This is a genomic window from Prevotella sp. DNF00663 (genome assembly GCF_001553265.1).
Taxonomy (GTDB): Bacteria; Bacteroidota; Bacteroidia; order Bacteroidales; family Bacteroidaceae; genus Prevotella.
This window is the reverse complement of record NZ_KQ960588.1, coordinates 39,736-64,890: the sequence shown is the minus strand read 5'-3', so window position 1 is coordinate 64,890 and position 25,155 is coordinate 39,736. Positions and strand designations below refer to the sequence as shown.

General features: G+C 39.8%; 22 protein-coding genes. 18 read left to right on the top strand and 4 right to left on the bottom strand.

Features of this window, described 5'->3' with window-relative positions; all coding sequences use genetic code 11:
• The first annotated feature begins 24 nt into the window (after positions 1-24).
• From HMPREF3034_RS00710 to HMPREF3034_RS00700, 3 genes are all read left to right on the top strand, one after another.
• Positions 25-705, top strand: coding sequence for a YiaD family glycine zipper/OmpA-like lipoprotein (locus HMPREF3034_RS00710; RefSeq protein WP_036897572.1), 681 nt, complete (start codon positions 25-27; stop codon positions 703-705).
• Between the two features lie 127 nt (positions 706-832).
• Positions 833-1,564: a monofunctional biosynthetic peptidoglycan transglycosylase gene (gene mtgA, locus HMPREF3034_RS00705; protein WP_036897569.1), complete on the top strand. Its 732-nt coding sequence runs from the start codon at positions 833-835 to the stop codon at positions 1,562-1,564.
• 4 nt (positions 1,565-1,568) lie between these two features.
• Positions 1,569-3,842 carry an ATP-dependent helicase gene (locus HMPREF3034_RS00700; protein WP_036897659.1) on the top strand — a complete coding sequence of 758 codons (2,274 nt, stop codon included), beginning with the start codon at positions 1,569-1,571 and terminating at the stop codon, positions 3,840-3,842.
• A 103-nt stretch (positions 3,843-3,945) separates the two neighbouring features.
• On the opposite strand, the gene HMPREF3034_RS00695 is transcribed toward HMPREF3034_RS00700, so the two are convergent.
• Positions 3,946-6,480: an ATP-dependent Clp protease ATP-binding subunit gene (locus HMPREF3034_RS00695; RefSeq protein WP_036897566.1), complete on the bottom strand. Its 2,535-nt coding sequence runs from the start codon at positions 6,478-6,480 to the stop codon at positions 3,946-3,948.
• Positions 6,481-6,949: 469 nt separating this feature from the next.
• Between HMPREF3034_RS00695 and HMPREF3034_RS00690 the strand changes: the two genes are divergently transcribed.
• The 10 genes from HMPREF3034_RS00690 to rlmD all read left to right on the top strand — a co-directional run bounded on the left by HMPREF3034_RS00690 (position 6,950) and on the right by rlmD (position 13,853).
• A complete protein-coding gene (locus tag HMPREF3034_RS00690) occupies positions 6,950-7,459 on the top strand; it encodes a DMP19 family protein (RefSeq protein ID WP_062432415.1) in 510 nt (169 codons plus the stop codon).
• A 9-nt stretch (positions 7,460-7,468) separates the two neighbouring features.
• Positions 7,469-7,948: an SsrA-binding protein SmpB gene (smpB, locus tag HMPREF3034_RS00685; RefSeq protein WP_036897560.1), complete on the top strand. Its 480-nt coding sequence runs from the start codon at positions 7,469-7,471 to the stop codon at positions 7,946-7,948.
• A 1-nt stretch (position 7,949) separates the two neighbouring features.
• Positions 7,950-8,921, top strand: a complete 972-nt coding sequence (locus HMPREF3034_RS00680; protein WP_052052857.1) for a homocysteine S-methyltransferase family protein — start codon at positions 7,950-7,952, stop codon at positions 8,919-8,921.
• A 115-nt stretch (positions 8,922-9,036) separates the two neighbouring features.
• Positions 9,037-9,900, top strand: a complete 864-nt coding sequence (map, locus tag HMPREF3034_RS00675; RefSeq protein ID WP_036897653.1) for a type I methionyl aminopeptidase — start codon at positions 9,037-9,039, stop codon at positions 9,898-9,900.
• 10 nt (positions 9,901-9,910) lie between these two features.
• Positions 9,911-10,945: a tRNA (adenosine(37)-N6)-threonylcarbamoyltransferase complex transferase subunit TsaD gene (gene tsaD / locus HMPREF3034_RS00670; protein WP_036897557.1), complete on the top strand. Its 1,035-nt coding sequence runs from the start codon at positions 9,911-9,913 to the stop codon at positions 10,943-10,945.
• Between the two features lie 25 nt (positions 10,946-10,970).
• Positions 10,971-11,483: a CinA family protein gene (locus HMPREF3034_RS00665; RefSeq protein WP_036897554.1), complete on the top strand. Its 513-nt coding sequence runs from the start codon at positions 10,971-10,973 to the stop codon at positions 11,481-11,483.
• A 169-nt stretch (positions 11,484-11,652) separates the two neighbouring features.
• Positions 11,653-11,916: a 50S ribosomal protein L28 gene (gene rpmB / locus HMPREF3034_RS00660; RefSeq protein ID WP_036897551.1), complete on the top strand. Its 264-nt coding sequence runs from the start codon at positions 11,653-11,655 to the stop codon at positions 11,914-11,916.
• 5 nt (positions 11,917-11,921) lie between these two features.
• Positions 11,922-12,110 carry a 50S ribosomal protein L33 gene (gene rpmG / locus HMPREF3034_RS00655; protein WP_036897549.1) on the top strand — a complete coding sequence of 63 codons (189 nt, stop codon included), beginning with the start codon at positions 11,922-11,924 and terminating at the stop codon, positions 12,108-12,110.
• Between the two features lie 21 nt (positions 12,111-12,131).
• A complete protein-coding gene (locus HMPREF3034_RS12170; RefSeq protein ID WP_082721645.1) occupies positions 12,132-12,290 on the top strand; it encodes a DUF4295 domain-containing protein in 159 nt (52 codons plus the stop codon).
• Positions 12,291-12,434: 144 nt separating this feature from the next.
• Entirely contained in the window at positions 12,435-13,853 is a 1,419-nt protein-coding gene (gene rlmD / locus HMPREF3034_RS00650) for a 23S rRNA (uracil(1939)-C(5))-methyltransferase RlmD (RefSeq protein WP_062432412.1), read from the top strand.
• 113 nt (positions 13,854-13,966) lie between these two features.
• Here rlmD and HMPREF3034_RS00645 read toward each other — a convergent pair whose 3' ends face one another.
• Both HMPREF3034_RS00645 and HMPREF3034_RS00640 read right to left on the bottom strand, forming a co-directional pair.
• A complete protein-coding gene (locus HMPREF3034_RS00645; RefSeq protein WP_052052856.1) occupies positions 13,967-14,839 on the bottom strand; it encodes a glycoside hydrolase family 25 protein in 873 nt (290 codons plus the stop codon).
• A gap of 53 nt (positions 14,840-14,892) precedes the next feature.
• Complete coding sequence (locus tag HMPREF3034_RS00640) at positions 14,893-16,533, bottom strand: diphosphate--fructose-6-phosphate 1-phosphotransferase (RefSeq protein WP_062432409.1); 1,641 nt, start codon at positions 16,531-16,533, stop codon at positions 14,893-14,895.
• A 204-nt stretch (positions 16,534-16,737) separates the two neighbouring features.
• On the opposite strand from HMPREF3034_RS00640, the gene HMPREF3034_RS12895 reads away from it, so the two are divergent.
• Genes HMPREF3034_RS12895 through HMPREF3034_RS00615 form a run of 5 tightly spaced genes read left to right on the top strand, consistent with a single transcriptional unit; the run spans position 16,738 to position 22,902 of the window.
• Positions 16,738-17,013, top strand: coding sequence for a hypothetical protein (locus HMPREF3034_RS12895; RefSeq protein WP_036897540.1), 276 nt, complete (start codon positions 16,738-16,740; stop codon positions 17,011-17,013).
• Positions 17,014-17,033: 20 nt separating this feature from the next.
• Entirely contained in the window at positions 17,034-17,579 is a 546-nt protein-coding gene (locus HMPREF3034_RS00630; protein ID WP_036897537.1) for a 1-acyl-sn-glycerol-3-phosphate acyltransferase, read from the top strand.
• Positions 17,579-20,494 (top strand): golvesin C-terminal-like domain-containing protein, encoded by a 2,916-nt coding sequence (locus tag HMPREF3034_RS00625; protein WP_036897535.1) that lies wholly within the window; start codon positions 17,579-17,581, stop codon positions 20,492-20,494. The genes HMPREF3034_RS00630 and HMPREF3034_RS00625 overlap by 1 nt, the downstream gene beginning before the upstream one ends.
• A 3-nt stretch (positions 20,495-20,497) precedes the next feature.
• The gene (locus HMPREF3034_RS00620) at positions 20,498-20,836 is read left to right on the top strand and encodes a hypothetical protein (protein WP_036897533.1); all 339 of its coding nucleotides are present in this window, start codon (positions 20,498-20,500) and stop codon (positions 20,834-20,836) included.
• 11 nt (positions 20,837-20,847) lie between these two features.
• Positions 20,848-22,902, top strand: coding sequence for a YgiQ family radical SAM protein (locus HMPREF3034_RS00615; protein ID WP_231725574.1), 2,055 nt, complete (start codon positions 20,848-20,850; stop codon positions 22,900-22,902).
• Positions 22,903-23,007: 105 nt separating this feature from the next.
• Here the strand turns inward: HMPREF3034_RS00615 and HMPREF3034_RS00610 are convergent, their stop codons facing one another.
• Positions 23,008-25,086: an esterase-like activity of phytase family protein gene (locus HMPREF3034_RS00610; RefSeq protein WP_062432406.1), complete on the bottom strand. Its 2,079-nt coding sequence runs from the start codon at positions 25,084-25,086 to the stop codon at positions 23,008-23,010.
• Between the last annotated feature and the right edge of the window lie 69 nt (positions 25,087-25,155).

The following is a 25,155-nucleotide window of genomic DNA, read 5'->3' as shown; positions in this document are numbered from 1 at the left end:
AAATAACTTACAAGATAAGAGATTATGAGAAAAATGAAAGTTATGACACTTAGTTTGTGTCTTTTAACAGTATTTGGTTGTGCAACTAAGCAAGGTACAGGAGCTCTGATTGGAGCCGGTGGTGGTACGGTATTAGGTGCTATCATTGGTAAAATTGCAGGAAATACAGCTGTTGGTGCAGCTATTGGCGGTGCTGTAGGTTCAGGTGCCGGTGCAATCATTGGCCGTCACATGGATAAGGTTGCAGAAGAAGCTAGAGCCCAAGTAGAGAATGCTAAGGTGGAAGAAGTGACCGATGCTAATGGCTTAAAGGCTGTTAAGATTACATTTGATAGCGGTATCTTGTTTGCAACAGGCAAAGCAACTCTGAATCAAACTTCCAAAAATGAATTGGCAAAGTTCTCTACCGTACTGAAAAACAATACTGATTGTTATGTAGATATCTATGGTCATACCGACTCTACTGGTAGTGATGGTATTAATATTCCATTGAGTAATAATCGTGCTAGCAGTGTTGTCTCTTACCTGAAGAGTTGTGGTGTAGCTGCTAATCAGTTCCAGAATGTAACAGGTAAGGGTAGTTCTGAACCTGTGGCAGATAACTCAACAGCAAGCGGACGTCAACAAAATCGTCGTGTAGAGGTATATATGTATGCTTCTCAAGCTATGGTTCAGTCTGCAAATAACGGAACCTTGTCACATTAATATAGAGTTGATAAGAGTAAACATACTATAACATAAAAAGGAAAGGTTGCCACATATTTCGGTTTGTGGTAACCTTTTTCGTATTGTCAATAGCAATCGATTATTTGTTTTTGAATAAATATTTGTAATGAGTCTGATTTGGAAAGTCATCCGTTGGGGCATCGCAGCCTTTCTTGCTTCAACAATATTGGCAGTTGTCGTCTATCGTTTCTTGCCAATATATTTTACCCCTCTCATGTTCATTCGCTGTTTCCAACAAGTTGGGAATGGCGATTCCATAGAGTTACACCACCATTGGGTTTCATTAGATAAGATTTCTCCGCATCTTCCTGTTGCCGTAATGGCTAGTGAAGATCAGCGATTCTTGCTGCACCATGGCTTTGATTACGATGCTATAGAAAAGGCTGCAAGGCGTAATCTACAAGGTGGTAAGCGGAAGTTGGGAGCTAGCACAATCAGTCAGCAAACCGCTAAAAATGTATTTCTATGGCCCGGTCGCTCTTGGGTTCGCAAAGGATTTGAAGTTTATTTCACCGCTCTCATTGAGTTAATGTGGAGTAAACAGAGAATTATGGAGGTTTATTTGAACTCTATAGAGATGGGCAATGGTATCTATGGAGCCGATGCGGTAGCGGAATATCATTTTGGAAAGACTGCTATAGGCCTTAGTCGTGGCGAGTGTGCATTGATTGCTGCCACATTACCCAATCCCCGTAAGTTCAGCAGTAAGTCTCCTAGTGAATATATGAGGAAGCGTCAGCGACAGATAGAGAACAACATGCGTTTCATTCCGGCATTCCCTTCCGAGGGTAAAGATTATAATCCACGCACTGTAGTCGGTGGTGTGTATTCTCGATAATATGATGATAGAAAATGAATTTTTAACGGCATTAAACCCTTCTCAGCGTGATGCTGTAGAATATTGTGATGGTCCAGAACTTGTCATTGCCGGTGCCGGCTCTGGTAAGACACGCGTGCTGACATATAAAATAGCATACTTACTTAGCCAAGGCTACCAGCCTTGGAGTATTTTGGCACTCACGTTTACCAATAGGGCGGCCGATGAGATGAAGGAGCGTATTGCTAAAATCGTGGGTAGAGAGCAGGCTTCGCGGCTCAATATGGGTACTTTTCACAGCGTATTTTCCCGTATTCTGCGCATAGAATCTGATATTATAGGCTATCATTCCAATTTTACAATCTATGATGAAACCGACTCGCGTTCTTTACTCAAAGCGATTATCAAGGAATTAGGATTGGATGATAAAATCTATAAGCCGGGTTCGGTGCATGCTAGAATCAGCATGGCGAAGAATAAACTGATATTGGCACAACAGTATGCAGCAAATCGCACTTTAATAGAGCGCGACCGCGATGCACGTATGCCTGAAATTAGTCGAATATTCAGTATCTACGAGCAGCGATGTTTGCAGGCTAATGCCATGGATTTTGACGATTTATTGGTCATCACCTATCGGTTATTCGCTGAACATCCCGATATCTGTACCAAATACGCGACCCGTTTTCAGTATGTCTTAGTCGATGAGTATCAAGATACCAACTATGTTCAACAGTGTATTGTCTTCCAGTTGACCCAAGCTAATAGGCGAGTTTGTGTTGTCGGAGACGATGCGCAGAGCATTTATGGATTTCGTGGAGCCAATATCGATAACATCTTAGAATACAATAAGATATACCCTGATTCTAAACTCTTCAAATTGGAACAGAATTATAGATCTACTCAACGAATAGTCCAAGCGGCCAATAGCTTGATTAAACACAATGAACGTCAAATTCCTAAAGATGTATTTAGCGAAAATGATACGGGTGAGAAATTGTTGTTAAAACCTCTATATAGCGACAAGGAAGAGGCTGCTGTAGTCTGTAAAGATATTATGCGTATTCGTCGGCAAGATAGATGTGCGTATAGTGATTTTGCTATACTTTATCGTACCAATTCACAAAGTCGAAGTTTTGAAGAGGAACTGTTGAAATACAATATACCTTATCGTATCTATGGAGGCATGAGTTTCTATCAGCGGAAGGAAATTAAAGATATTATTGCTTATTTCCGGTTGATAGTCAATCATGATGATGAAGAGGCTTTTAAACGTATTATCAACTACCCAACAAGGGGCATTGGTAACATTACATTACAGAAAGTTATCGCAGCTTCGCAGCAATCAGGAGTGAGCTTGTGGACGGCTATTACCCAACCAAATGCGTGTGGTTTGGAATTGAGTCGGTCTGTATTTACCAAGTTGGAAGCCTTTTCACAGATGATAGAACGTTTTACTTCCAAATTAAATACAGTTGATGCAATGATGCTTGGTGAGGAAATCGTCAAGGAAAGTGGTATCAGTGCAGATATTTATGCTAGTAAAGATACTGAAAATTTATCTAAACAAGAGAACCTAACAGAATTCTTCAATGGACTTCAGGAGTTTGTTGAAGGCAATCGTGAAGAGGGGCTTGAGGAACGAGTATATCTGCCTGACTTCTTACAGACGGTGGCTCTCTATCAGGATAAAGAAACTGAAGATGGAAGTAAGGTTAACTTGATGACGGTGCATGCGGCTAAAGGATTGGAATTTCCTACGGTGTTTATCGTTGGATTAGAAGAAAACATCTTTCCAAGTCCGATGTCTACAAACAGTCTGAGAGAACTGGAGGAAGAGCGTCGATTACTATATGTTGCTATCACTCGTGCCGAGAAGCGTTGCATTCTCACATGTGCCAAGAATCGATGGCGTTACGGTAAGTTGGAGACAGATGTTCCTAGCAGATTCTTGCGTGACATAGATCCCCGTTTCATCGTTATAGATGAGGGAATGGGACGTATTTCTGAAGCACCTCGTCGGGTGGTTCCTCAAAGACAAATCGAACCAATAGAGAAGCCACGCTCGGCTTATACTCCTTCGTTTCGTCCTGTTCGTACGGTGCAACAGCCTGTAGAACACACTCAGCCTATGGCGCATAATTTGCAAGTCGGAAGCCGAATCGAGCATCAGAGATTTGGTGTCGGTGTCGTCCAAAAAATTGAAGGAGAAGGTGAAAATACCAAGGCTACAGTTGAATTTGCCAATACTGGCACGAAACTACTGCTATTGAAGTTTGCCAGATATAAAGTCTTGTAATCCAGATATAAAGTCTTGTAATGCAGGTAACCTTTTTATTGGTGTAACTAAAAGCAAAAACGAGGATATAGCGGTTTACTATATCCTCGTTTTTTATTTTGTATTATTTAAATGTAAGTTCCTCTTTATTCGGATTTTTACCTACGCTTATCGTATCACCATGTTGTAGTTCTCCGCTCAGTATGCGTTCGCACACACCATCTTCAATGTAGTTTTGTATAGCTCTTTTTAGTGGGCGGGCTCCAAACTGTACATCGTAACCTTTTGTAGCAACAAATTCTTTGGCTTTATCAGTGATTTGTAAATGATAGCCAAGAGCTTCTATTCTGCTATACAAGCCTTTCAACTCAATATTGATAATCTTTTTGATGGCATCAAGATCCAGCTGGTCGAAGGTGATAATCTCATCTAGACGATTCAAGAATTCCGGGGCAAATTGCTTGCTTAAGCTCTTTTGGATGATAGAGCGTGCATACTCTTTATCCTTTTCGTCAACACTCAGGTTGTTGGTGCCCATGGCATTGAAACCTACACCCCGTCCAAACTCTTTCAGTTGCCTTGTTCCGGCATTTGATGTCATGATGATGACCGTATTACGGAAATCTACCAATCGACCGTTTCCATCGGTCAATCGTCCTTCGTCTAGTACCTGAAGCAGTAGATTGAAGACATTGCCGTGTGCTTTCTCTATCTCGTCAAGCAATACGATGGAGTAGGGATGACGCCGAACTTGCTCTGTCAGTTGGCCGCCTTCTTCATAGCCAACATATCCCGGAGGTGCACCGACGAGTCTGGAAACGTTGAAACTCTCAGTGTATTCGCTCATGTCAATGCGGATAAGGGCATCGGTAGAACCGAACATATATTCAGCTAACTTCTTGGCTAGATAGGTTTTGCCAACTCCGGTAGGACCTAAGAACATGAAAACACCAATCGGATGATTGGGTTCTTTGAGTCCCACACGGTTTCGTTGAATAGCTTTCACCATCTTATTGATGGCAGAATCTTGAGCTACGACAGCTGTTCTGAGTTCTTCGCCCATATTCTTGAGCCTGATACCTTCTGCTTCTGCCATCTTCTGAACGGGGATGCCGGTCATCAATGACACCACTCCGGCAATCTCTGTTTCCGTAACGGTTTGTCTATCGGCATTTTCTCCGCTAGCCCATTGGTTATTTAGTTTGTCTAGCTCTGCCTCTAATTCGGTCTGTTTGTCGCGATAGCTGGCAGCAAGTTCGAAATTTTGATTCTTGACTGCATTCTGTTTCTTTTGCTTGATAAGTGCAATTTCCTTTTCTTTGGCAGTAATCTCAGGTGGCACTACAGCATGTTGCAGATGGATACGAGCCCCTGCTTCGTCGAGAGCATCAATGGCTTTGTCTGGGAAAAATCTGTCAGTAATATATCGTTCTGTCAATTTGACACACGCTTGTAGCGCATCTTCTGTATAGTTTACTTGATGATGCTGTTCGTAACGATCCTTGATATTTTGTAGAATCTGCAGTGTTTGTTCTTCGTTTGTAGGCTCTACAAGTATTTTTTGGAAACGTCTTTCGAGCGCACCGTCCTTCTCTATGCTGTTACGATACTCGTCAAGAGTAGTCGCACCGATACATTGGATGACACCACGAGCCAATGCCGGTTTCATGATATTGGCGGCATCCATACTTCCCGGAGTACTTCCTGCGCCAATGAGTGTGTGTATTTCGTCAATAAACACGATGATGTCGGGATTCTGCTCCAATTCTTTGAGCAGCGCACGTATGCGCTCTTCAAATTGTCCTCTGTACTTCGTGCCTGCTACGATGGCTGTCATATCAAGACTGACAACACGACGATTAAACAGCATCGGACTTGTGCGACGGTTCGTGATGAGTTGGGCTAGCCCCTCAACGATAGCACTCTTACCCACACCGGGTTCTCCGATAAGAATAGGATTGTTCTTCTTACGACGGCACAATATCTCTGTGACACGTTGAATTTCTGTCTCTCTACCGACTACCGGATCTAACTTTCCTTCGGCTGCAGCTAGGGTGAGGTCGGTGGAAAAATTATCCAAGACGGGAGTCTTTGCGCCCGAAGCCTTTTGCTGTATGGTAGAGGTATTCTGCTTATGATGAGATGATAAAGTACGCTCGCTTTCATCTTCTTCCTCATCCTCCGAAAGGCCGATTCCATTTCTTACATTTGGTGTACCGGTCTTTTGTGTTTGAAGAAGTTCCAAGGTTTCGGCATAGTTCATATTGTAGAATTCCAATACTTCTTTGGCACCGTTGTTTACTTGGTCGTGCAGAATTGCTAACAGCAGATGCTGTACATCTACATTTTGCGTATGTTGCAGACGTGCCTCTAAAACAGCAAGTTTAAGAATGTTACTGGCTTTCTCGTTCAATACCAACTCGCTTGTAATAATAGGCGTTCCAACCTCTTCTTCACGTACCCTTTGCTCTAATTCAATCTTGATAGACTGAATGTTGATTTGCAAGCGTTGGAATATATTGATGAGTGGACTATCTTTTTCGCGCAACATGCCTAGCAATAGGTGTTCAGGTCCTACTGACCTACTGGCCAAACGAGAAGCTTCCTCGCGGCTGAATGCCAGTATTTCTGATACCCTTGGTGTAAACTGACTAGTCATATAATTGTCTCCTTTTACCTTAAAGTCTATATAGTGAAATCTTTATGGACAGGATTCTTTTGTACATAGTGCACTCTTCCTGTCTTTATTTTTATTACAAATGTTATGCCAAAATGATGATAATGATTTATTGCAAAGGCTCCGCAGCATCGCTGCCACCACCTTTCAGCAAGCCTGCCAAGCCTTTTCAGTAGTGTTGTTCCGCCCTTGCAGCAATTGGCTTATATGACAAATTGACCGTAATAGATGTCTTTTTCCTGCAATATATCGTATCTTTGTAAAATAAACAATATTGATAGAAATAAAGAATCGTACATGTTTTATAGTGTCAATCACTATTCTTTGCAATAACATTTGCTTATGGGAATCTAGCTGCTATTGCCAACAAGCAGTGATGAAATTCTATGGTTATTGCGGATGCTAAACCGGAAGTTTTATTTAACTTTGCAAATCAATCATATAATAAAGAATGAAAAAGGTCACAATACAAGATAGTAAGCTGCGTGAAGCTGCCGAGAACGGCATGGATACATTTGTATCTGTTTTTGTCAATGCGATCAGTGAAGTTATTGGAGGAGAGTTAACTGCAGAGAATACTGGGGAGCTGAATAGCGATCAAATCACATTGCTTGCTTACCATTATTTACACGAGGAAGTGATGGATGGCGGTTTTGTGCAATTGATTCATAATGGATATGGAAATTTCATGTATCATAATCCGACTGCTAAAGCATTTCGCGAATGGGGAATTGTAGACCTATATAGGATCTTAAATAAGAGTCATAAACTGTATCAGAAGTATCATGAGAAGTTAGAAGCCGATTGTACAGACGATGAATTTATGGCTTTGTTTGAGCAATTTGATGAGTTTGACCAGTTCGATGATGCTTTCGTGGAAAACGAAGAGCAATTTACGGCCATGGTAGCAGCTTATATAGATGACCATATAGATAATTTTGCCACGATAGTACAAGAATAATTCGAAAGAATGGGGAACGATAATAAGGATTCTAAGAAAAAGAATTCCATACAAATACGAAATAAGAAGGCTTCCTTTGAATATTTTTTCATGGAGACCTATACGGCAGGAATCGTACTGACAGGAACAGAAATCAAGTCAATACGATTGGGCAAGGCATCGCTTGTTGATGCTTTCTGCTATATTCATAATGGAGAAATGTGGGTCAAAGGAATGAATATAAGCACTTATTTCTATGGCTCGTATAGCAACCATGAGGCCAAGCGCGACCGTAAGCTGTTGCTCAACAAAAGAGAAATATATAGATTGACCGAGGCTACAAAACAAGTGGGATATACCATTGTACCTACTTTGATGTTCATAGATGAACATGGCAGAGCGAAAGTCAATATAGCTTTGGCTAAAGGAAAGAAGGAGTTTGACAAGCGGCAGACTTTGAAAGAGAAGGAAGACCGACGAGAAATGGATAGAGCCATCAAACGTTTCTAAAATGGATATACATGAGATTGTAAAGCAACGAGTCTTAATAATGGATGGGGCTATGGGCACCATGATTCAAAGCTACAATCTCAAAGAGGGTAATTTTAGAAACCATGAATTGCCAGATACGTCGTGTTCGTTGTTAGGTAACTATGATGTGTTGAATTTAGTGCGTCCGGATATTATAGAAGATATTCACTGTCGATATCTGAAAGTGGGTACCGATATAATAACAACGAACACATTTAATTCGCAATGTATCTCACAGAGTGATTATCAGATAGCTGATAAAAGTCGTGATATGACTTTAGCAGGTGCTAGAATCGCACGTAAATGTGCGGATCGTTTTTCTGCACCTGATAGCCCAAGGTTTGTTGCCGGGAGTATAGGGCCTACAAATAAAAGAAGTTCTTGCTATGGTTTGTCCAACCATATTTCTGTTAATGAATTACAAGATGCCTATCAAGAGCAGATAGGAGCATTATTGGAGGGCGGGGTAGACTTGCTTCTCATAGAGACGATTACAGACTTAGAAAATGTGAAAGTAGCCATTGAGGCGGCAGAAGTGGAGATGAAGAATTTTGGTAAGTGCATCCCATTGATGTTAAGTGTTACGTTGGATGAGGGTACTGGGCGCATTTTGGCTGGCCAATCATTACAAGAGTTTTTGCAAGGGGTGGCTTCGTATAATATATTTTCTGTCGGCTTGAATTGTTTTCGAGCCCAAAGTATGACACCGTTTTTATACGAATTAGCAACAAAAACTTCTTACTATATCAGTGTGTGTCCTAGTGCGGGAACTCCTAATAGACAAGGAATATTTGAAGAGGCAGTAGAAACGATAACTTCACAACTAGTGGATTTCATGGACAAAAGACTGGTTAACATCGTTGGAGGATGCTGTGGAACTAGTGATAAGCATATCCTTGCATTTACCAATGCTTCATTAGGTAAAGTGCCGCATGTGCCTCTGAGGATATAAATACGATGCGTTGCAAAATTAAAAATATATCACATTTTGGATGAAATAACGAGGACTAATAAAAGGGTATTGATAGTTTTTTATTACCTTTGTCTCTGATTTAAATTTAGAAATGATGATGCTTAAAAGGAAAAAGCGATGGCATTGCATACCCGGTGAGCCTGTTACCGAACTGGATAAGCAAGTGATGTATTGGGAAAACAAAGGAAAGGAAGTGCCAACTCGTGAGTTGATAAAGACTCCTGAACAGATAGAAGGTATTCGTAAGAGCGGTGTTGTCAATACCGGTGTGCTGGATGAAGTTGCAAAGCAGATTCATGCAGGAATGAATACGCAAGAAATCGATGATATATGTATGGCATATTGCAAAGAGCACAATGCCATTCCTGCATGCCTGAATTATGAGGGCTACCCCAAAAGTGTTTGTACAAGTATCAATGAGGTGGTTTGTCATGGTATCCCGAAGACGACAGATGTGTTGCAAGAGGGCGATATTATCAATGTGGATATGACAACTATCTTGGATGGCTATTATGCAGATGCATCTCGAATGTTTATCATAGGTAAGACAACGCCGGAGAAAGAGCAATTGGTAAGAGTTGCCAAGGAATGTTTGGAAATTGGTGCTGAAGCAGCTAAACCGTATAGCTTTGTCGGAGATATAGGTCATGCTATCCAGAAACATGCAGAGAAATATCATTATGGAGTAGTGAGAGATCTTTGCGGTCATGGAGTTGGACTTGACTTTCATGAGCAACCTGATGTGGTACATTATGGGCATAAAGGAACCGGAATGCTATTAGTACCCGGTATGGTCTTCACGATTGAACCAATGATTAACATGGGAACGTGGAAAGTTTTCATAGATGCTGAGGATGAATATGGTTGGGAAGTTATCACAGGAGATGAGTTGCCATCAGCTCAATGGGAGCATACTTTCGTAATGACGGAGCATGGAGTTGAGATCTTAACTTACTAAGGGTAAAAAGATGGAGACAGATAAGGATATATATATATTAGGTATAGAAAGCAGTTGTGATGATACGTCGGCTGCTGTTCTACGAAATGATATTCTACTTAGTAATGTCACGGCATCGCAAGAGGTGCATAAGGCATACGGTGGGGTAGTACCGGAACTGGCTTCTAGGGCACACTTGCAGAATGTAGTGCCTGTTATTCAACAAGCTATAGCCAGAGCTGGTATCAAAAAAGAACAGTTGAATGCGATAGCGTTTACCAGAGGACCGGGGTTGATGGGCTCATTATTGGTAGGAGTGAGCTTCGCCAAGGGGCTCGCTCGTTCCTTGAATATTCCATTGGTTGATGTAAACCACTTGCAAGGACATGTATTGGCTCATTTTATTCGTGAAGATGAGAATGACCATAATCAGCCACCTTACCCATATTTGTGCTTGTTGGTATCAGGCGGAAATTCACAGATTGTGAGAGTAAATGCCTATAATGATATGGAAGTATTGGGACAGACTATTGATGATGCTGCCGGTGAGGCGATTGATAAGTGTTCTAAAGTGATGGGATTAGGTTATCCCGGTGGACCGATTATAGATAGGTTGGCTAGGCAGGGTAATCCTCATGCATATCGTTTTGCTGAACCTAACATTCCGGGAATGGATTATAGCTTTTCCGGCTTAAAGACTTCGTTCTTGTATAATTTGAGAAAATGGGTTGAGGAAGAACCTAACTTCGTTGAGAATCACAAGGAAGATATTGCAGCCAGTCTAGAATATACAATTGTAGATATTCTGATGAAGAAGCTGAGAATGGCAGTTAAAGAAACCCATATTACACATGTTGCCGTTGCAGGTGGTGTAAGTGCTAATAATGGATTGCGGAATGCATTCCGTGAGCATGCTGAAAAATATGGTTGGACGATTTATATTCCTAAATTCAGTTATACGACCGATAATGCTGCGATGATAGGTATTACAGGCTATTACAAGTATCTTGATAAGGAATTCTGCTCTATAGACAAGCCTGCCTTCTCCAAAGTAACATTTAAATAAATAAAGGTAAAATAGAATTTATCCCATGGAATTAGAAAGCAAAGTTTTAAGTAAAGAGATACAGCAGTATTTATATGATAATGGCAAAACCCTTTGTACGGCAGAAAGTTGTACCGGAGGGCGAATTGCAGAGGCTATTATTGCCGTACCCGGTGCAAGCAATTATTTTAAAGGTGGTATTATTAGTTATACCAACGAGGTTAAAATAAATCTTCTACATGTAGATTCTAATGTGTTGGAAGAAAAGACTGCTGTCTGTGAAGAGGTTGCCATTCAAATGGTTAAAGGTGCATGTGAGGCCTTGGACTGCAATTATGCAATTTCAGCAACAGGTATTGCGGGGCCTAGTGGTGGTACACCGGAAATCCCTGTAGGTACTATTTGGATTGGTTATGGTGCTAAGGATGATGTACGCACATTCAAATTGGAAGATGATTTTGGTAGAGACATCAATTTAGCGATTGCAACTAATAAGGCATTACACCTTTTCTTAGATTACTGTAAAGAACATATTGATAAAGAGTTTTCGAGAGATTAAACTGCTCAGAGAGCGAGTTGGAAACTATGATAATAAAGCTAAATTAAATAAAAAAGCTTAAATGGATAGATTCTTTACTCGAATACTTTGGATATTCGCGAAATATTTGTAATTTTGCACCCTGTTTGGAATAAGTATCAAAAAACGAAATCAAAATTAAAAGATAGCAATGTCTAAGATTTGTCAGATTACAGGAAAGAAGGCACAGTTAGGTTGTAATGTGTCTCACTCAAAGCATCGTACAAAGAGAAGCTTTGATGTTAACCTTTTCAGCAAAAAATTCTACTATGTAGAAGAGGATTGTTGGATTAGTCTTAAAATCAGTGCTGCAGGTCTTCGCCTCATTAATAAAGTAGGTTTGGACTCTGCTTTGAAAATGGCTGTATCTAAAGGATACTGCGACTGGAAAGACATTAAAGTTATAGGAGAATAATTATCATGGCAAAGAAAGCTAAAGGCAATAGAGTTCAGGTAGTTCTTGAATGCACTGAAATGAAAAATAGCGGCCTTCCCGGAACAAGCCGTTATGTAACAACCAAGAATCGCAAGAATACCCCTGAGCGTCTTGAATTGATGAAGTATAATCCTATCATGAAGAAGATGACTCTTCATAAGGAAATTAAGTAACATTTAATCAGCTAAGATAATATGGCAAAGAAAGCGGTCGCTACCCTCCATGAAGGTTCTACGGATGGTCGTGCATATTCTAAAGTTATCAAAATGGTAAGAAGCCCGAAGACTGGTGCTTACATGTTTGATGAACGTATGGTTCCTAATGAGGCCGTTAAAGACTTCTTTAAGAAATAATTAAATAGAATTTCTATAAGACATATAGAGGTTGTCATGAAGATGGCAACCTCTATTTTTTTGAAAGTTATTTTGGAATTATTGTACTCTTAACGCGTAATTCATCTATTTCTTTGTACCTTTGCATCTATCCAAAAAAGCATTATGAGTAGAAGATCAAAACCCTTACCAAAGTTTGAGAAGATTAAAATAGAATCTGTTGCAGCAGAAGGGAAATGTATTGCCCATATAGATGATATGGTTGTATTTGTTCCTTTCTGTGTGCCGGGTGACGTTGTGGACATACAGATTGTTAAGAAGAAACATCATTACTGTGAAGGTAGGGTAGAGCGTTTTGTTGAATTGAGTGAGGTTAGAACTTCACCCAAATGTCCTCATTTTGGCATTTGCGGAGGATGTAAGTGGCAGATATTACCATACGAAAAGCAATTGGAAGCAAAACAACAGCAGGTTTATGACCAGTTGTCACGTATTGGCAAAGTTGAATTGCCTGAATTTAATCCAATTTTGGGATCCGTAGAGATATTCGAATATCGTAATAAATTGGAATTTGGATGTTCTAATAAGCGCTATTTGACTAGGGAAGAGATTGCTTGTGGTACTGTGTATGATAACATGAATGCGATAGGCTTTCATGTAAACGGTGCGTTTGATAAGATTTATCCTATAGAAAGATGCGTATTGATGGATGATTTCCACAACACTATAAGAAATGAGATTTATTCTTATAGTATCGATCATCATATTTCCTTTTATGATATCAAGGCACAGACAGGGCTTTTGCGTGATATTATGATTAGAAATTCTAATCTTCAGGAATGGATGGTATTGGTTCAATTCCACTTTGATAATGAAGGGGATGAAGCTATTGCTTTGGATTTGATAGAGCATATAAAACTACGCTTCCCGGAAATCACGTCTTTATTATACGTTGATAATCAGAAGGGTAATGATACTTTTGGTGATTTGGATTTGACATTGTATAGTGGGAGAGACTATATTTACGAACAGATGGAAGACTTAAAATTTAAAGTAGGTCCCAAGAGTTTCTATCAGACTAATACGGAACAAGCCCTTCATCTGTATACGGTAGCTCGTAATTTTGCAGGCCTGACAGGCAATGAACTTGTATATGACTTGTATACGGGGACGGGAACTATAGCTAATTTTGTTGCAAGAAAGGCGAGAAAAGTGGTTGGTATAGAATATGTTCCAGAGGCAATTGAGGACGCTAAGAACAATAGTCATATCAATCAAATACATAATACTGTATTTTATGCAGGAGATATGAAGAACCTGTTAACGACTGATTTTGTGAGTGAAAATGGTAAACCTGATGTGATTATTACAGATCCACCAAGAGCCGGTATGCATGAAGATGTAGTTAAGGTTATTTTAGATACCGCTCCAAATCGGATAGTATATGTGAGTTGTAATCCAGCAACGCAAGCTCGTGATTTAGCTTTATTGGATGTAGATTATCGTGTAAAATCCGTTCAACCTGTTGATATGTTCCCACATACGCCACATGTAGAGAACGTTGTTCTTTTGGAACGCCGATAGCATATATTCAATTAATATTTTTAAGTAAAATAAGAATAATATTCTATTTTCCGGTAAAGCCCTTTTTGTAATATAATCTGTATTATGATAAATTAATATAGATGACTAATGCTCTACCACTCATCATTACCAATGGTTAGTTTTTTAAGATCATAGAATGAGCCATTATAAATATTAAAGTCTACATACCCTTTAATTCCCGGTAATCTACCAGCATCTGTATGCTGCCAGAATTTCCATGCTCCTTTATATTCTACCTTATCTACATAATAATGTGCAATCCAATATGGATAATCCTCAAACACCGGAGCATTCAGATAAGCCTCTTTGAACTTATAATATGTATATATGATGGGTTTTACATGGTATCTGTCTTCAACAATATGTAACCATGTAAGGATGTCCTGTTGGAAATCTTCAGTGCTTTGATTCTTGGGTTTCTTCTCAACATCTAGTACTGGCGGTAAATCACCATCCAGTAAGTTCACTTTTTTAAGGAAAAAGTTTGCTTGTTCGCGAGCTGTAGATTTGACACTCCAAAAATGATATGCCCCACGCAAGAAGCCATACTCACGAGCTCGACTGAAATTTTCTTCAAAGTTTTCATCGATTTCAGAAGCGCCTTCTGTCGATTTAATTATGATAAATCGAAGTGGACATCCTTCAATCATTGCATTTTGGAGTTTGTCCCAATTAATATATCCTTGATAATGAGAAATATCTATTCCATGTATTTCATAGCCAGAGGGATAACGTGTATCTCCATATAATGCCCTCCATCTAAAGCCTGTTGGTCCTACGAAGAAGTAATAGAAAATCCATACATAAACAAGTACAATCCCTATTCCACCAAACCAATAAGCACGTTTAGGTAAATTATGAAGAAAAGAAAAGATGTGTTTCTTTTTTCTCTTTATTCCCTTATTTCGTTTACGATTTGGGCGTATAGCAGATGGTTTCCTTTGTGTAGAGACTCTCTTGTTCATAAAAAGATTGGGTAGAGACACACTGCTCTACCCAATGATTTCATATATAATTTTTATTTCTGTTCTAAGGCAAGTGTCTTAGTCGTTTGATCACATACATCAGATGGACCCCAATACTGGATAGGGCCGGGATAGATATAGCAAGTTTCCTTAGCCCATTTGTCGCGTCTAGCTGTAAAGAATTTGAAAGGCTCGCCCTCCAACTCTACCAAAGCTTTACGAATAACAGGCTTCATCTCGCCATTACGTCTTTCCATATTCATCATCATGGTAATAGGAACGCCACCAGCTTTCCAGTTATCAGTCTTATCTGTGGTGTTCTTCACAATTGCCATGTAACCAGTCTTACCATTTGCAATCAAGAGAGCTGCACTTGTACCCAATGCATAGCAATAGTCTGCATCGAAATTAGAAGGAGCTGCGCAACGTCCTTCGTATCCAAAGAAATGGTGCAATGGAGAGAACTTGCCTTCATACTTGCCTTCTTTCTTCCATTGATTTAGTTTATCACCAACCATTTCAGAAATCAATTTCTCTGTTTCAATCAATGATACCTGTACATTTCCGTGCGGGTCACGATCCAAACTCAATTGTCTTGCAACGCCTTCTGGTAGGGTCCCAAATGTTGCTTTGTTAGCTTCACTCAAATGAGACAGGATATATTCTCTTTGAGCAGCTTTGTCTAAGTCTTTATAATCATCACCGTGAGCAGCTAAGAGATCGTTTAATTCTTGGATCAAACGTCCAATTGCAGGGATAAACTCAATAAGACCTTCTGGTATAAGAACAACACCAAAGTTCTGACCTTGAGCAGCTCTAGAGGCAACAGCAGAAGCAATTTGCTCAACGATGTCGTTTAGAGTCTGATCTTTTGCTTCCACTTCTTCAGAAATTAAGCAAATGTTTGGTTGTGTCTGTAAAGCGCATTCAAGAGCAATATGAGATGCAGAGCGACCCATTAATTTGATGAAGTGCCAATATTTACGTGCAGAATTGCAATCGCGTTCGATATTGCCAATCAGCTCGCTGTAGGTCTTTGTTGCTGTATCGAAACCGAAAGAAGTTTCAATTTGGTCATTTTTTAAGTCACCGTCAATTGTTTTGGGGCAGCCAATCACTTGAACACCATACTTCTTTGCTGCGTAATATTCTGCGAGAACGCATGCGTTTGTGTTAGAGTCATCACCACCGATGATTACGATAGCTTTGATATTCAACTCACGAATGATCTCAAGTCCTTTTTCAAATTGTTCTTCTTTTTCAAGCTTTGTACGGCCGGAACCAATCATATCAAATCCACCCGTATTTCTATATTCATCAAGGAATTCCGGAGTAATCTCAATATAATTATGGTCAACCAAGCCACCGGGGCCCATCAAGAAACCATATAAGCGATTATTTGGATTCAAATTCTTTACAGCATCAAACAAGCCACTAATCACATTGTGACCACCGGGAGCCTGACCACCACTAAGAATAATACCAACATTCATTTCCAAAGAATTCTTCTCATCACCCGGAATAAACTCTACGAGAGGCATTCCGTAAGTGTTAGGGAATAATTTCTTGATTTCTTCCTGATTGTCTACACTTTGTGTAGGTTCTCCTTCCTTAATTTTAACTGCACCTTGAAGAGCTTTAGGCAACTTTGGCTGGTAACCAGCTCTTTCTTTCTGCAATGCACTAATTTCCATAGTTAACAATAAAATAATTATTTAAGTGATATGATATATCGTTTATCAGTGCAAAAATAGCGTTTTTAATTGAGATGATAAAGGATTTTATAGACAAATCATACATTTAGAATATTTTGTGGACTATATAACTTGACGTTTCCATTTTTTTTCCTACCTTTGGCATATAACAAAACATGATACGGATTTCTAACAAGAAAAATTATGGCAAACAAACGAGTTCTTAAGCGTACAATCAACTACATTTGCAGTGAATTATTCTCAGAGTGCATTGCTGCTTCTTTGTATAATGGGCATCATGTCAATCGTGACAATATGGATGCTTTGCTATCGTCGATTATAGTCATTCATAGTAACTATATTCGAAGAGTTTCCCATGTAGAGCCCGGAATGAAGAGTAAGGTTTACTTCAAGTCTTTAATTAAAGATTTCAATCAACAAATTGATGAGGTAATAGACCAAATTAATAATCTCGCTTAATTTACTCTGCAACATTTCAAATGCTTAGAAAATTTTGTAATTGGTATTTATACTCATATCTGGGATGGAAGAAGAACATAACTATTGCGCATCCTGATAAGTATATACTCTGTTTAGCTCCCCATACAAGTAACTGGGATTTCTTTTTAGGGCAAATATATTCTCGTGCAGAAGGCTTCAAAATCAATTTCTTAATGAAGAAAGAGTGGTTCTTTTGGCCATTGGGTAATCTGTTTAAAGCAATGGGAGGTATTCCAGTATGGCGCGATAAGCATTCCAGTATGACGGATAATCTTGCCAATACGGCAATCAAATCCAGTCAATTCAAACTCTGCATCACACCGGAAGGTACGCGCTCTTACAATCCGGATTGGAAAAAGGGGTTCTATTTCATAGCCTTGAAAGCCGGTATTCCTATATTGCTTTATGGTGTGGATTATCAGAAGAAAATAATAGAGTGTACGAAAGTATTTATTCCTACGGGAGATTTTGACAAGGATATTGTTGAAATTAAGCAATATTACTCTTCTTTTGTAGGGAAATACCCGCAGAAGTTTGGTTATTGATGAATAAAAAGATTATATTATTGATAGCTTCTTGTATATTGTCTTTTGAGGGATTCTCTCAAGAGACAATTAAGTTAAATGCGTCTATCAATAATAGATTGTATGGATATTTTGGAGATATACCAACTCTCGACAATAATAAGAATTACGTGTCGAATATATCTGTGGATAACCGGGCAAAGTCGGTAATAGTTTCCTTGAGGAATATCTATGCCCAACTAAATGTTACTCCGAAGCAAGTTGGCAAGACCTATAAAATTATTAGGAAGGAGCTTCCACGTACATTTAAAGATTATACCCTCAAGGTTCTTGTTAATAATTTACCTATAGAATATTTACCAAAAGACAGCAAGATTTCGAGTGTGGAGTCTAGAAACCTTTGGGGAAGCATCGAATATGATGGTACTCCATGGGTGTCGGAAGTGACGAAGCCCTGTGAACCATATCATGGACTTTATAATAAGCACATCTCTGTTTGGGCCAGTCATGGTAGGTATTTCAATAACAACAAGCAAATATGGGAATGGCAACGCCCTAATTTGTTTGGAACTACAGAGGATTTGTTTACTCAAACAATCGTAGTTCCTTATCTTATTCCTATGTTGCAAAATGCTGGTGCTGTGATATTTACTCCTAGGGAGCGTGATTGGCAAAAGCAAGAATATATTGTAGATAATGATGATGTAAATCCCGGTGTCCGTTATCTTGAAGTGAATGTTAAGCATGACTGGAAGACTAGCAAAGAAAAAGGATTTGCATGGCATGCCGGTTCTTATGCTGATGGTGAGAATCCGTTTGTAGCCGGAACTGCCAAAATGGCTAAGTCTACAAAAAGTAATAAACACTTCTCTCTATTGTCATATCAACCTCAGATTCAAGAAGCGGGCAAATATGCTGTATATGTTTCTTACCAGACATTACCGAATAGCGTTCCTGATGCTCATTACACTGTGTATCACCAAGGTGAGAAGACTGTGTTCCGCGTCAACCAAACGATGGGTGGAGGTACTTGGGTATATTTAGGTACGTTTAATTTCGATGCTGGATGTAGTGAAGAAAATCGTGTTGTGCTTACCAATCAATCCGGAAAACGTGGGGTAGTAACGTCCGATGCAGTCCGATTTGGCGGCGGTATGGGAAACATTCGCCGAGGAACTACTGTCAGTGGACTTCCGAGAGCTTTAGAAGGGGCTAGGTATTATGCACAATGGGCAGGTGCCCCCTACTCTATTTATAGTAGCAAGAACGGACAAGACGACTATAGTGATGATATTAATGCCCGTTCATATATGACCAATTGGTTGGCTGGAGGCTCTTGTTTTGTACCAACAAAAGAAGGGCTGAAGGTTCCAATGGAATTAAGTTTGGCAGTTCACAGCGATGCAGGTTTTGAATCTGATGGCAAATCTCTTACTGGTTCGCTTGCAATTTACACTACCAATTTTAATGATGGGAAACTCTCGTCGGGTGTCAGTAGACTGCTTTCTAGAGATTTTGCAAAGTCCTTACTTGATGGATTAAATAGAGATTTGTCTGCTACGATTGGAAAACAGTGGGCTATTCGTTATTTATGGGATCGTAATTATTCCGAGACCCGTAATCCGGAGATGCCCTCTGCCATCCTAGAGATGCTATCTCATCAAAATTTTCCCGATATGGTATTGGCGCAAGACCCTAATTTTAAGTTTACTTTAGCGCGTTCTGTATACAAGACAATACTTCGGTTTATTAATACTAATCATGGGCGCCCAAGCATTGTGCAGCCCCTATCTCCGCAGAATTTTAGTATTCAGATATTAGATGCAACTCATGTCAAGCTATCATGGTTGCCAACTTTCGATCCATTAGAACCTACTGCTGCGCCTACATCTTTTAATATTTATCAAGCTATCGGGAAGCATGGATTCGATAATGGTATGAATATTAAGACGAATTCTTGTGTAATAAACGTTGTGCCCGGCAGGCAATATCGTTTTAAAGTAACTGCTGTCAATAGCGGTGGAGAAAGTTTTCCGACACCGGTCTTGTCTAGCATATCAGTTGGTTCGGATAAGAAGACAGTTTTGGTTGTTGATCATTTCGATCGGTTATCGGCTCCGGCAGTTATTGACGATGGTGTTCGACAAGGATTTGATTTGCAAGAAGACCCCGGAACCCAAAGAGGACTATATGCCGGTTGGAATGGATTACAACAAGATTTTGACCGTTCAAAGATGGGAAAAGAGGGGCCGGGAGGACTTGGGTATGGCAGTGATGAACTTGCAGGGCACCTTATTGCTGGTAACAACTTTGACAATGTATCAGCCCATGTTGCAGCTATATCTACAGCGCATCAATATAATGTCGTGAGTACTACGGCTTCTGCTGTAGAAACTGGCATGGTAAATCTAGCAGAATATGATATTGTAGACTTGGTAAATGGCCTGCAGAAATATGTACCTCATGCCTTGAAGAATTATAAGGTGTTCTCTTCTAAGTGGCAACAATTGTTAACAGTATTTACTCAAAAACCGCATGTGGGCTTGATTGTCAGTGGCAGTTATAATGGTAGTGACAGTCAATCTCTAGCCGATAGTGCATTTTTGGCACGTGTATTAAAGCTCCAATACGCACGTTCCAATACGGAAACAAATGATTCAATCGTATCGGGACTTAACAATCGCATGGAGATTTATAGAACACTTAATCCTATACATTATGCTGCAACATCTACCGATGTATTGCAACCTGCATCTACCGATGCTTTTTCCGCAATGCTATATGGCGATGGAAGTAGTGCAAGTGTTGCATATAATGGACAAGATTACAATTGTATAACGTTAGGATTCCCATTTGAATGCATTAAGTCTAAATCACAACAAGGACTCATCATGCAGGGACTTCTCCAATTTGTTGATAAAACCGAAAATAAATAGTATATGTATAAGATTCAAGCAAATCAATCAGGTACAAGGAGTATTGAGATTAGCGAAGCTCATTTAGAGACGCTTGATAAGTATCAGCTCCTTCGCAATTTAGTAGATAGCAATGGAATTATAGATGAAACCGTGCTAGATAAACTAAAGTTTAATACCAGAGCAATTTTAGAAACAGAGGCCGGACAAGACAAACTGTTACTCGATTTGTGTCTTGATGTCATTTATAATAGCAATATGAAAGCTATCGGACTGCATAATTTGGTCTTGTTGTATGTAGATTGGAAAGACAAGAAGAGTGAATCAGAGCTCGATGTAGATCCTCTGACAGTAACTGATTAATAGTAAATACCTTGATAGATAAGAGTACTATTTTTAGTAAACAGGGCTATACACAGCCAAATTTAACCGACTTTCTACCCACGACAAAGAAAGAGTGTCTTCTACGTGGATGGGACGAATTAGACGTTATCTTATTCTCCGGAGATGCCTATGTAGACCATCCCTCGTTTGGTGTTGCAGTGATTGGCCGGAGTTTAGAAGCTGCGGGATATCGTGTGGCTGTCGTTCCTCAACCTGACTGGCATGGGGATTATCGAGATTTTAAGAAGTTAGGACGCCCTCGCCTCTTCTTTGGAGTCTCCCCGGGATGTATGGATTCGATGGTTAATAAGTATACTGCCAATAGGCGTTTACGCTCCGTTGATGAATATAGTCCTGATGGCCGTCATGATTGTAGGCCCGAATACCCGACAATAGTCTATACACAGATACTAAAACAGTTATTCCCTGACGTGCCGGTAGTGTTGGGTGGGATTGAGGCTTCCATGCGAAGGCTCACACATTATGATTATTGGCAAGACCGATTGCGTAAGTGTATTCTCTGCGATAGTGGTGCAGATTTGTTGTTGTATGGTGCTGGTGTCAAGTCTATTCTGCAACTTAGTGAGAATTTGAATAACGGATTGGCTATCAAACAAATCCGCTCTATACCTCAAACTGTATATTTAACTAAAGAAAAAGATATTCCCGATGGTATCTCCGAGGACGATATTGTGTTGCATTCCCATGAAGAATGTTTGAGCAATAAGAAGGCTGAAGCCGAGAATTATAGACACATAGAAGAAGAGTCTAATCGTATTCATGCCAAACGACTATTACAAGGGGTTGACAATCAATATGTAGTTGTGAATCCTCCGTATCCCACATTGACGACAGAGGAACTTGATGCTACATTTGATTTGCCGTACACGCGACTTCCACATCCCAAATATAAAGGCAAGAAGATTCCTGCATATGAGATGATAAAATTCTCTGTGAATATGCATCAGGGATGTTTTGGCGGTTGCTCGTTCTGTACAATCTCTGCCCATCAAGGTAAATTTGTTGTATGTCGATCGAAGGAAAGTATCATCAATGAAGTGAAACACATCACGCAAATGCCCGATTTCAAAGGGTATTTGTCCGATTTGGGCGGTCCTTCGGCTAATATGTATGGTATGAGAGGACGCAATAAGAAGGCTTGCGAGCATTGCGCCCGTCCCTCGTGTATCCATCCTCAGGTCTGCCCTAATCTGAATACAGACCATGGTAAAGTACTAGAAATCTATCGAGCTGTAGATGCTTTGCCCGGCATCAAAAAGAGTTTCATTGGTAGCGGAGTACGCTACGATCTTCTTCTGCATCGTAGTAAAGATGAACAAATCAATGAGACGGCCAAGGAATATACGCGTGAGCTGATAACGAAACATGTCAGTGGCCGATTGAAAGTAGCCCCGGAGCATACAAGTGATAATGTGCTTAAGTTGATGCGAAAGCCTTCCTTTACTCAATTTTATGAGTTTAAGAAGATATTTGATCGTATTAATCGAGAAGAAAATCTGCGACAACAGATTATACCATACTTTATCAGTAGCCATCCCAGATGCGAGGAAGAAGATATGGCTGATCTTGCTATTAAGACGAAAGATTTGGATTTTCACTTAGAGCAAGTGCAAGACTTCACCCCTACCCCAATGACTATTTCTACCGAAACTTGGTATACTGGATATGATCCATATACACTCGAACCGGTCTTTAGCGCCAAGACTCCTAAGGAAAAGTTGGCTCAACGCCAATTCTTCTTCTGGTATAAACCGGAAGAGAGGCGGAATATCGAGAAAGAATTGGTACGTATTGGGCGTCCGGAATTAATCAAGCGACTGTATCCCAACGGTAGTTCTGCATCGAATAGCGGTTATAAAAAGAATGTAAGATATAGCGACCGACCGGGTGGTAGTAGCTATGAGGAACGTGCGGTAGATAAAGCCACTGGACGAAAGAAGAAATCTTCTTATCCTACAGAACATATAAAGAGAGGTGATATTCCGCAAGCTTGGAAACCAAAAACAGGCAGGCGGCATCGTTAATCTTTACTATGACTTTGCTGCAAAGGATAGGCAGCATCGTTGAACAGGCTCCGCAGTAATACTGTTATTTCCATGCAGTAATGTTGCGGAGTTTTTGCAAATATATCATATATATACTATGATGGTTTTGAACCAATCTTTGAGCATGCCTTTATAGCGATGTTGGGAGTCGGTGACCAATAGCAATACCTGTCCCCCATCAACTAGTTTAGGGCCTAGGCACATTCCTTCGTAGTTGGCAAAAGAATGGTTTGTAATGTTCATTTTAGTCTTCCACTTAGTTAGTAGATGCTTTTCCAACTGTCTATTGATGGGGCGTGCCTCATAGAGTTTACATTCTGCCCATGCTCCGATCTTCTTTTCCGGAATCATGACTTCTCGTTCTAACACTAGCAAACGGCCATCGTTTAAAGCACATATTTCGCTAACACCATTTACATAGTTCTTTGCTGATGTGGCTTGATCAACTTTGTACTTCCATACATTGATAAGCCTTAAGTTGCTATCATATTCTATCATTCGGCAATCTTCAGCTTCAGTTGCAGTCCAAAGGCGTTGTGTATTTTCATTCCATGATAGAGATTCCAGCCCTCTATTGCTATCTAATCTTTGCTTTATAGAATCTGGTATAAATACATTATTACCAGAGAGTTGTCCATTTAAATCATATTCTTTAATGACATTATCTTTTTCACCGGATATAAAAATCGAGTTACGAATTTTACAGTAGGCTATGCCCTCTCCATCTCTATTCGGTCGCCCACTTGTTTTGATAGCTTCTAATTCTATGTTTTGAATGGTTCCGGAGATAGAATCAATATTTATATGAAAGATACTGAAACCATCGGGGCTTGCCTTATCGTCTACGACGGCATATCTATTATTGCCTAAATAGCTGATTCCACTGTAATCTCCTGCGGGTATTTGCTTGGAAAATACTTGTTGAGAGTTTTCTTTGACTTTGATTTTCGTGTATGTTGGGTGATTCGCTTCCTCGTCTTTCCAATAATTTTTCGCTTTTAGGAAGATGCGTTTAGCGTGTCCATTCTTTCCTCTTAGTTCAATTTCTTGAGTTGGTGTGTCGTCTATCTCCCATTCCTCGTCCCATGTGAGGCGTTTTACTGGTTTGTGATTAATGGCAACGATGGTATCTCCGATTTCTATACCACTCTTACGTGCATCCCCATCTCTTACCAATGAGGAAACTATCCAGCCATCGCAAATGTCTGTACGATTTCGAAATCCGTAATCATAGCCTTTGACATCACTGTTCTCTTCTTTATTGAATCGTTTTAAATAAAGGTATCCTCTTTCTTCATCTACTATGATATTATAGTCGCTCCATATCCCATTGCCTACTACTCCTAGCCATTCCTGTTTGCTAAAAGCCCCTACTCCTTCGGGGAGATAAGACACTGTACAATTCTTGATGGTGTCGTTTCCTAATAAAAGAATTTGATCTGCTTTTATATCAACAAAGTATTCCTGTTCCTTGCTGCCCACACCAAAATTAGTAATATCGGTTATACGTTTCTTTCGTGGGATGGAATCTAAATGATAAGTGGAAGTTGTATGGGCTGTAAAATCAATGGTACCACCGCTTCCAGTATCCATCAAGTACCATCCTTTAATCGTCTTATCTCCTATTTTAACGGAAAGATAGAGAAATATTCTCTGTTTATGGCAGCGCACCAAAACGCGTTGCCACGAGGATAAGTCTTTTGGTAATTCAGTGTTGAATTTAAAATATTGATGCTCAAAATTGATTTCATAGGGACGATGATGAAGCCCTTGAATACCAACAAGACCATCTGCATGGCAGTCAAGAATATCTCTTAACCGTATTACCGGAATATAAGGATATGGCACATTGGATGCTCCTTGTTTTATTTGGGTGTCTTCGTAAATGAGAGGAACGGTTAGCCTTCCGGCTCCTCCCCCAATATTTGCTTTTTGAATATTACGAGTATGCCACTTGGAGTGTGCGAAGAACACTGAGTCTATGCAACAAAGATTGTTACCACCTGTGTCGAAAATGAGTTGACAGGGAATGGTGTCGTTGATAGCGGATTGAAAATATATATGCCCATAGTACTTAAATGGAATACTGTCGTCGGCTGTAATCTCATTTGGGAATGCCACGATCAGGAGGAAAAACCATATATATTGTAGCTTTAGTTTCATGTTTCTTTTAAATTTACGTAATAATAGATATTGCAAATATACGCAATTGCAGCTAGATGTCTATACCTA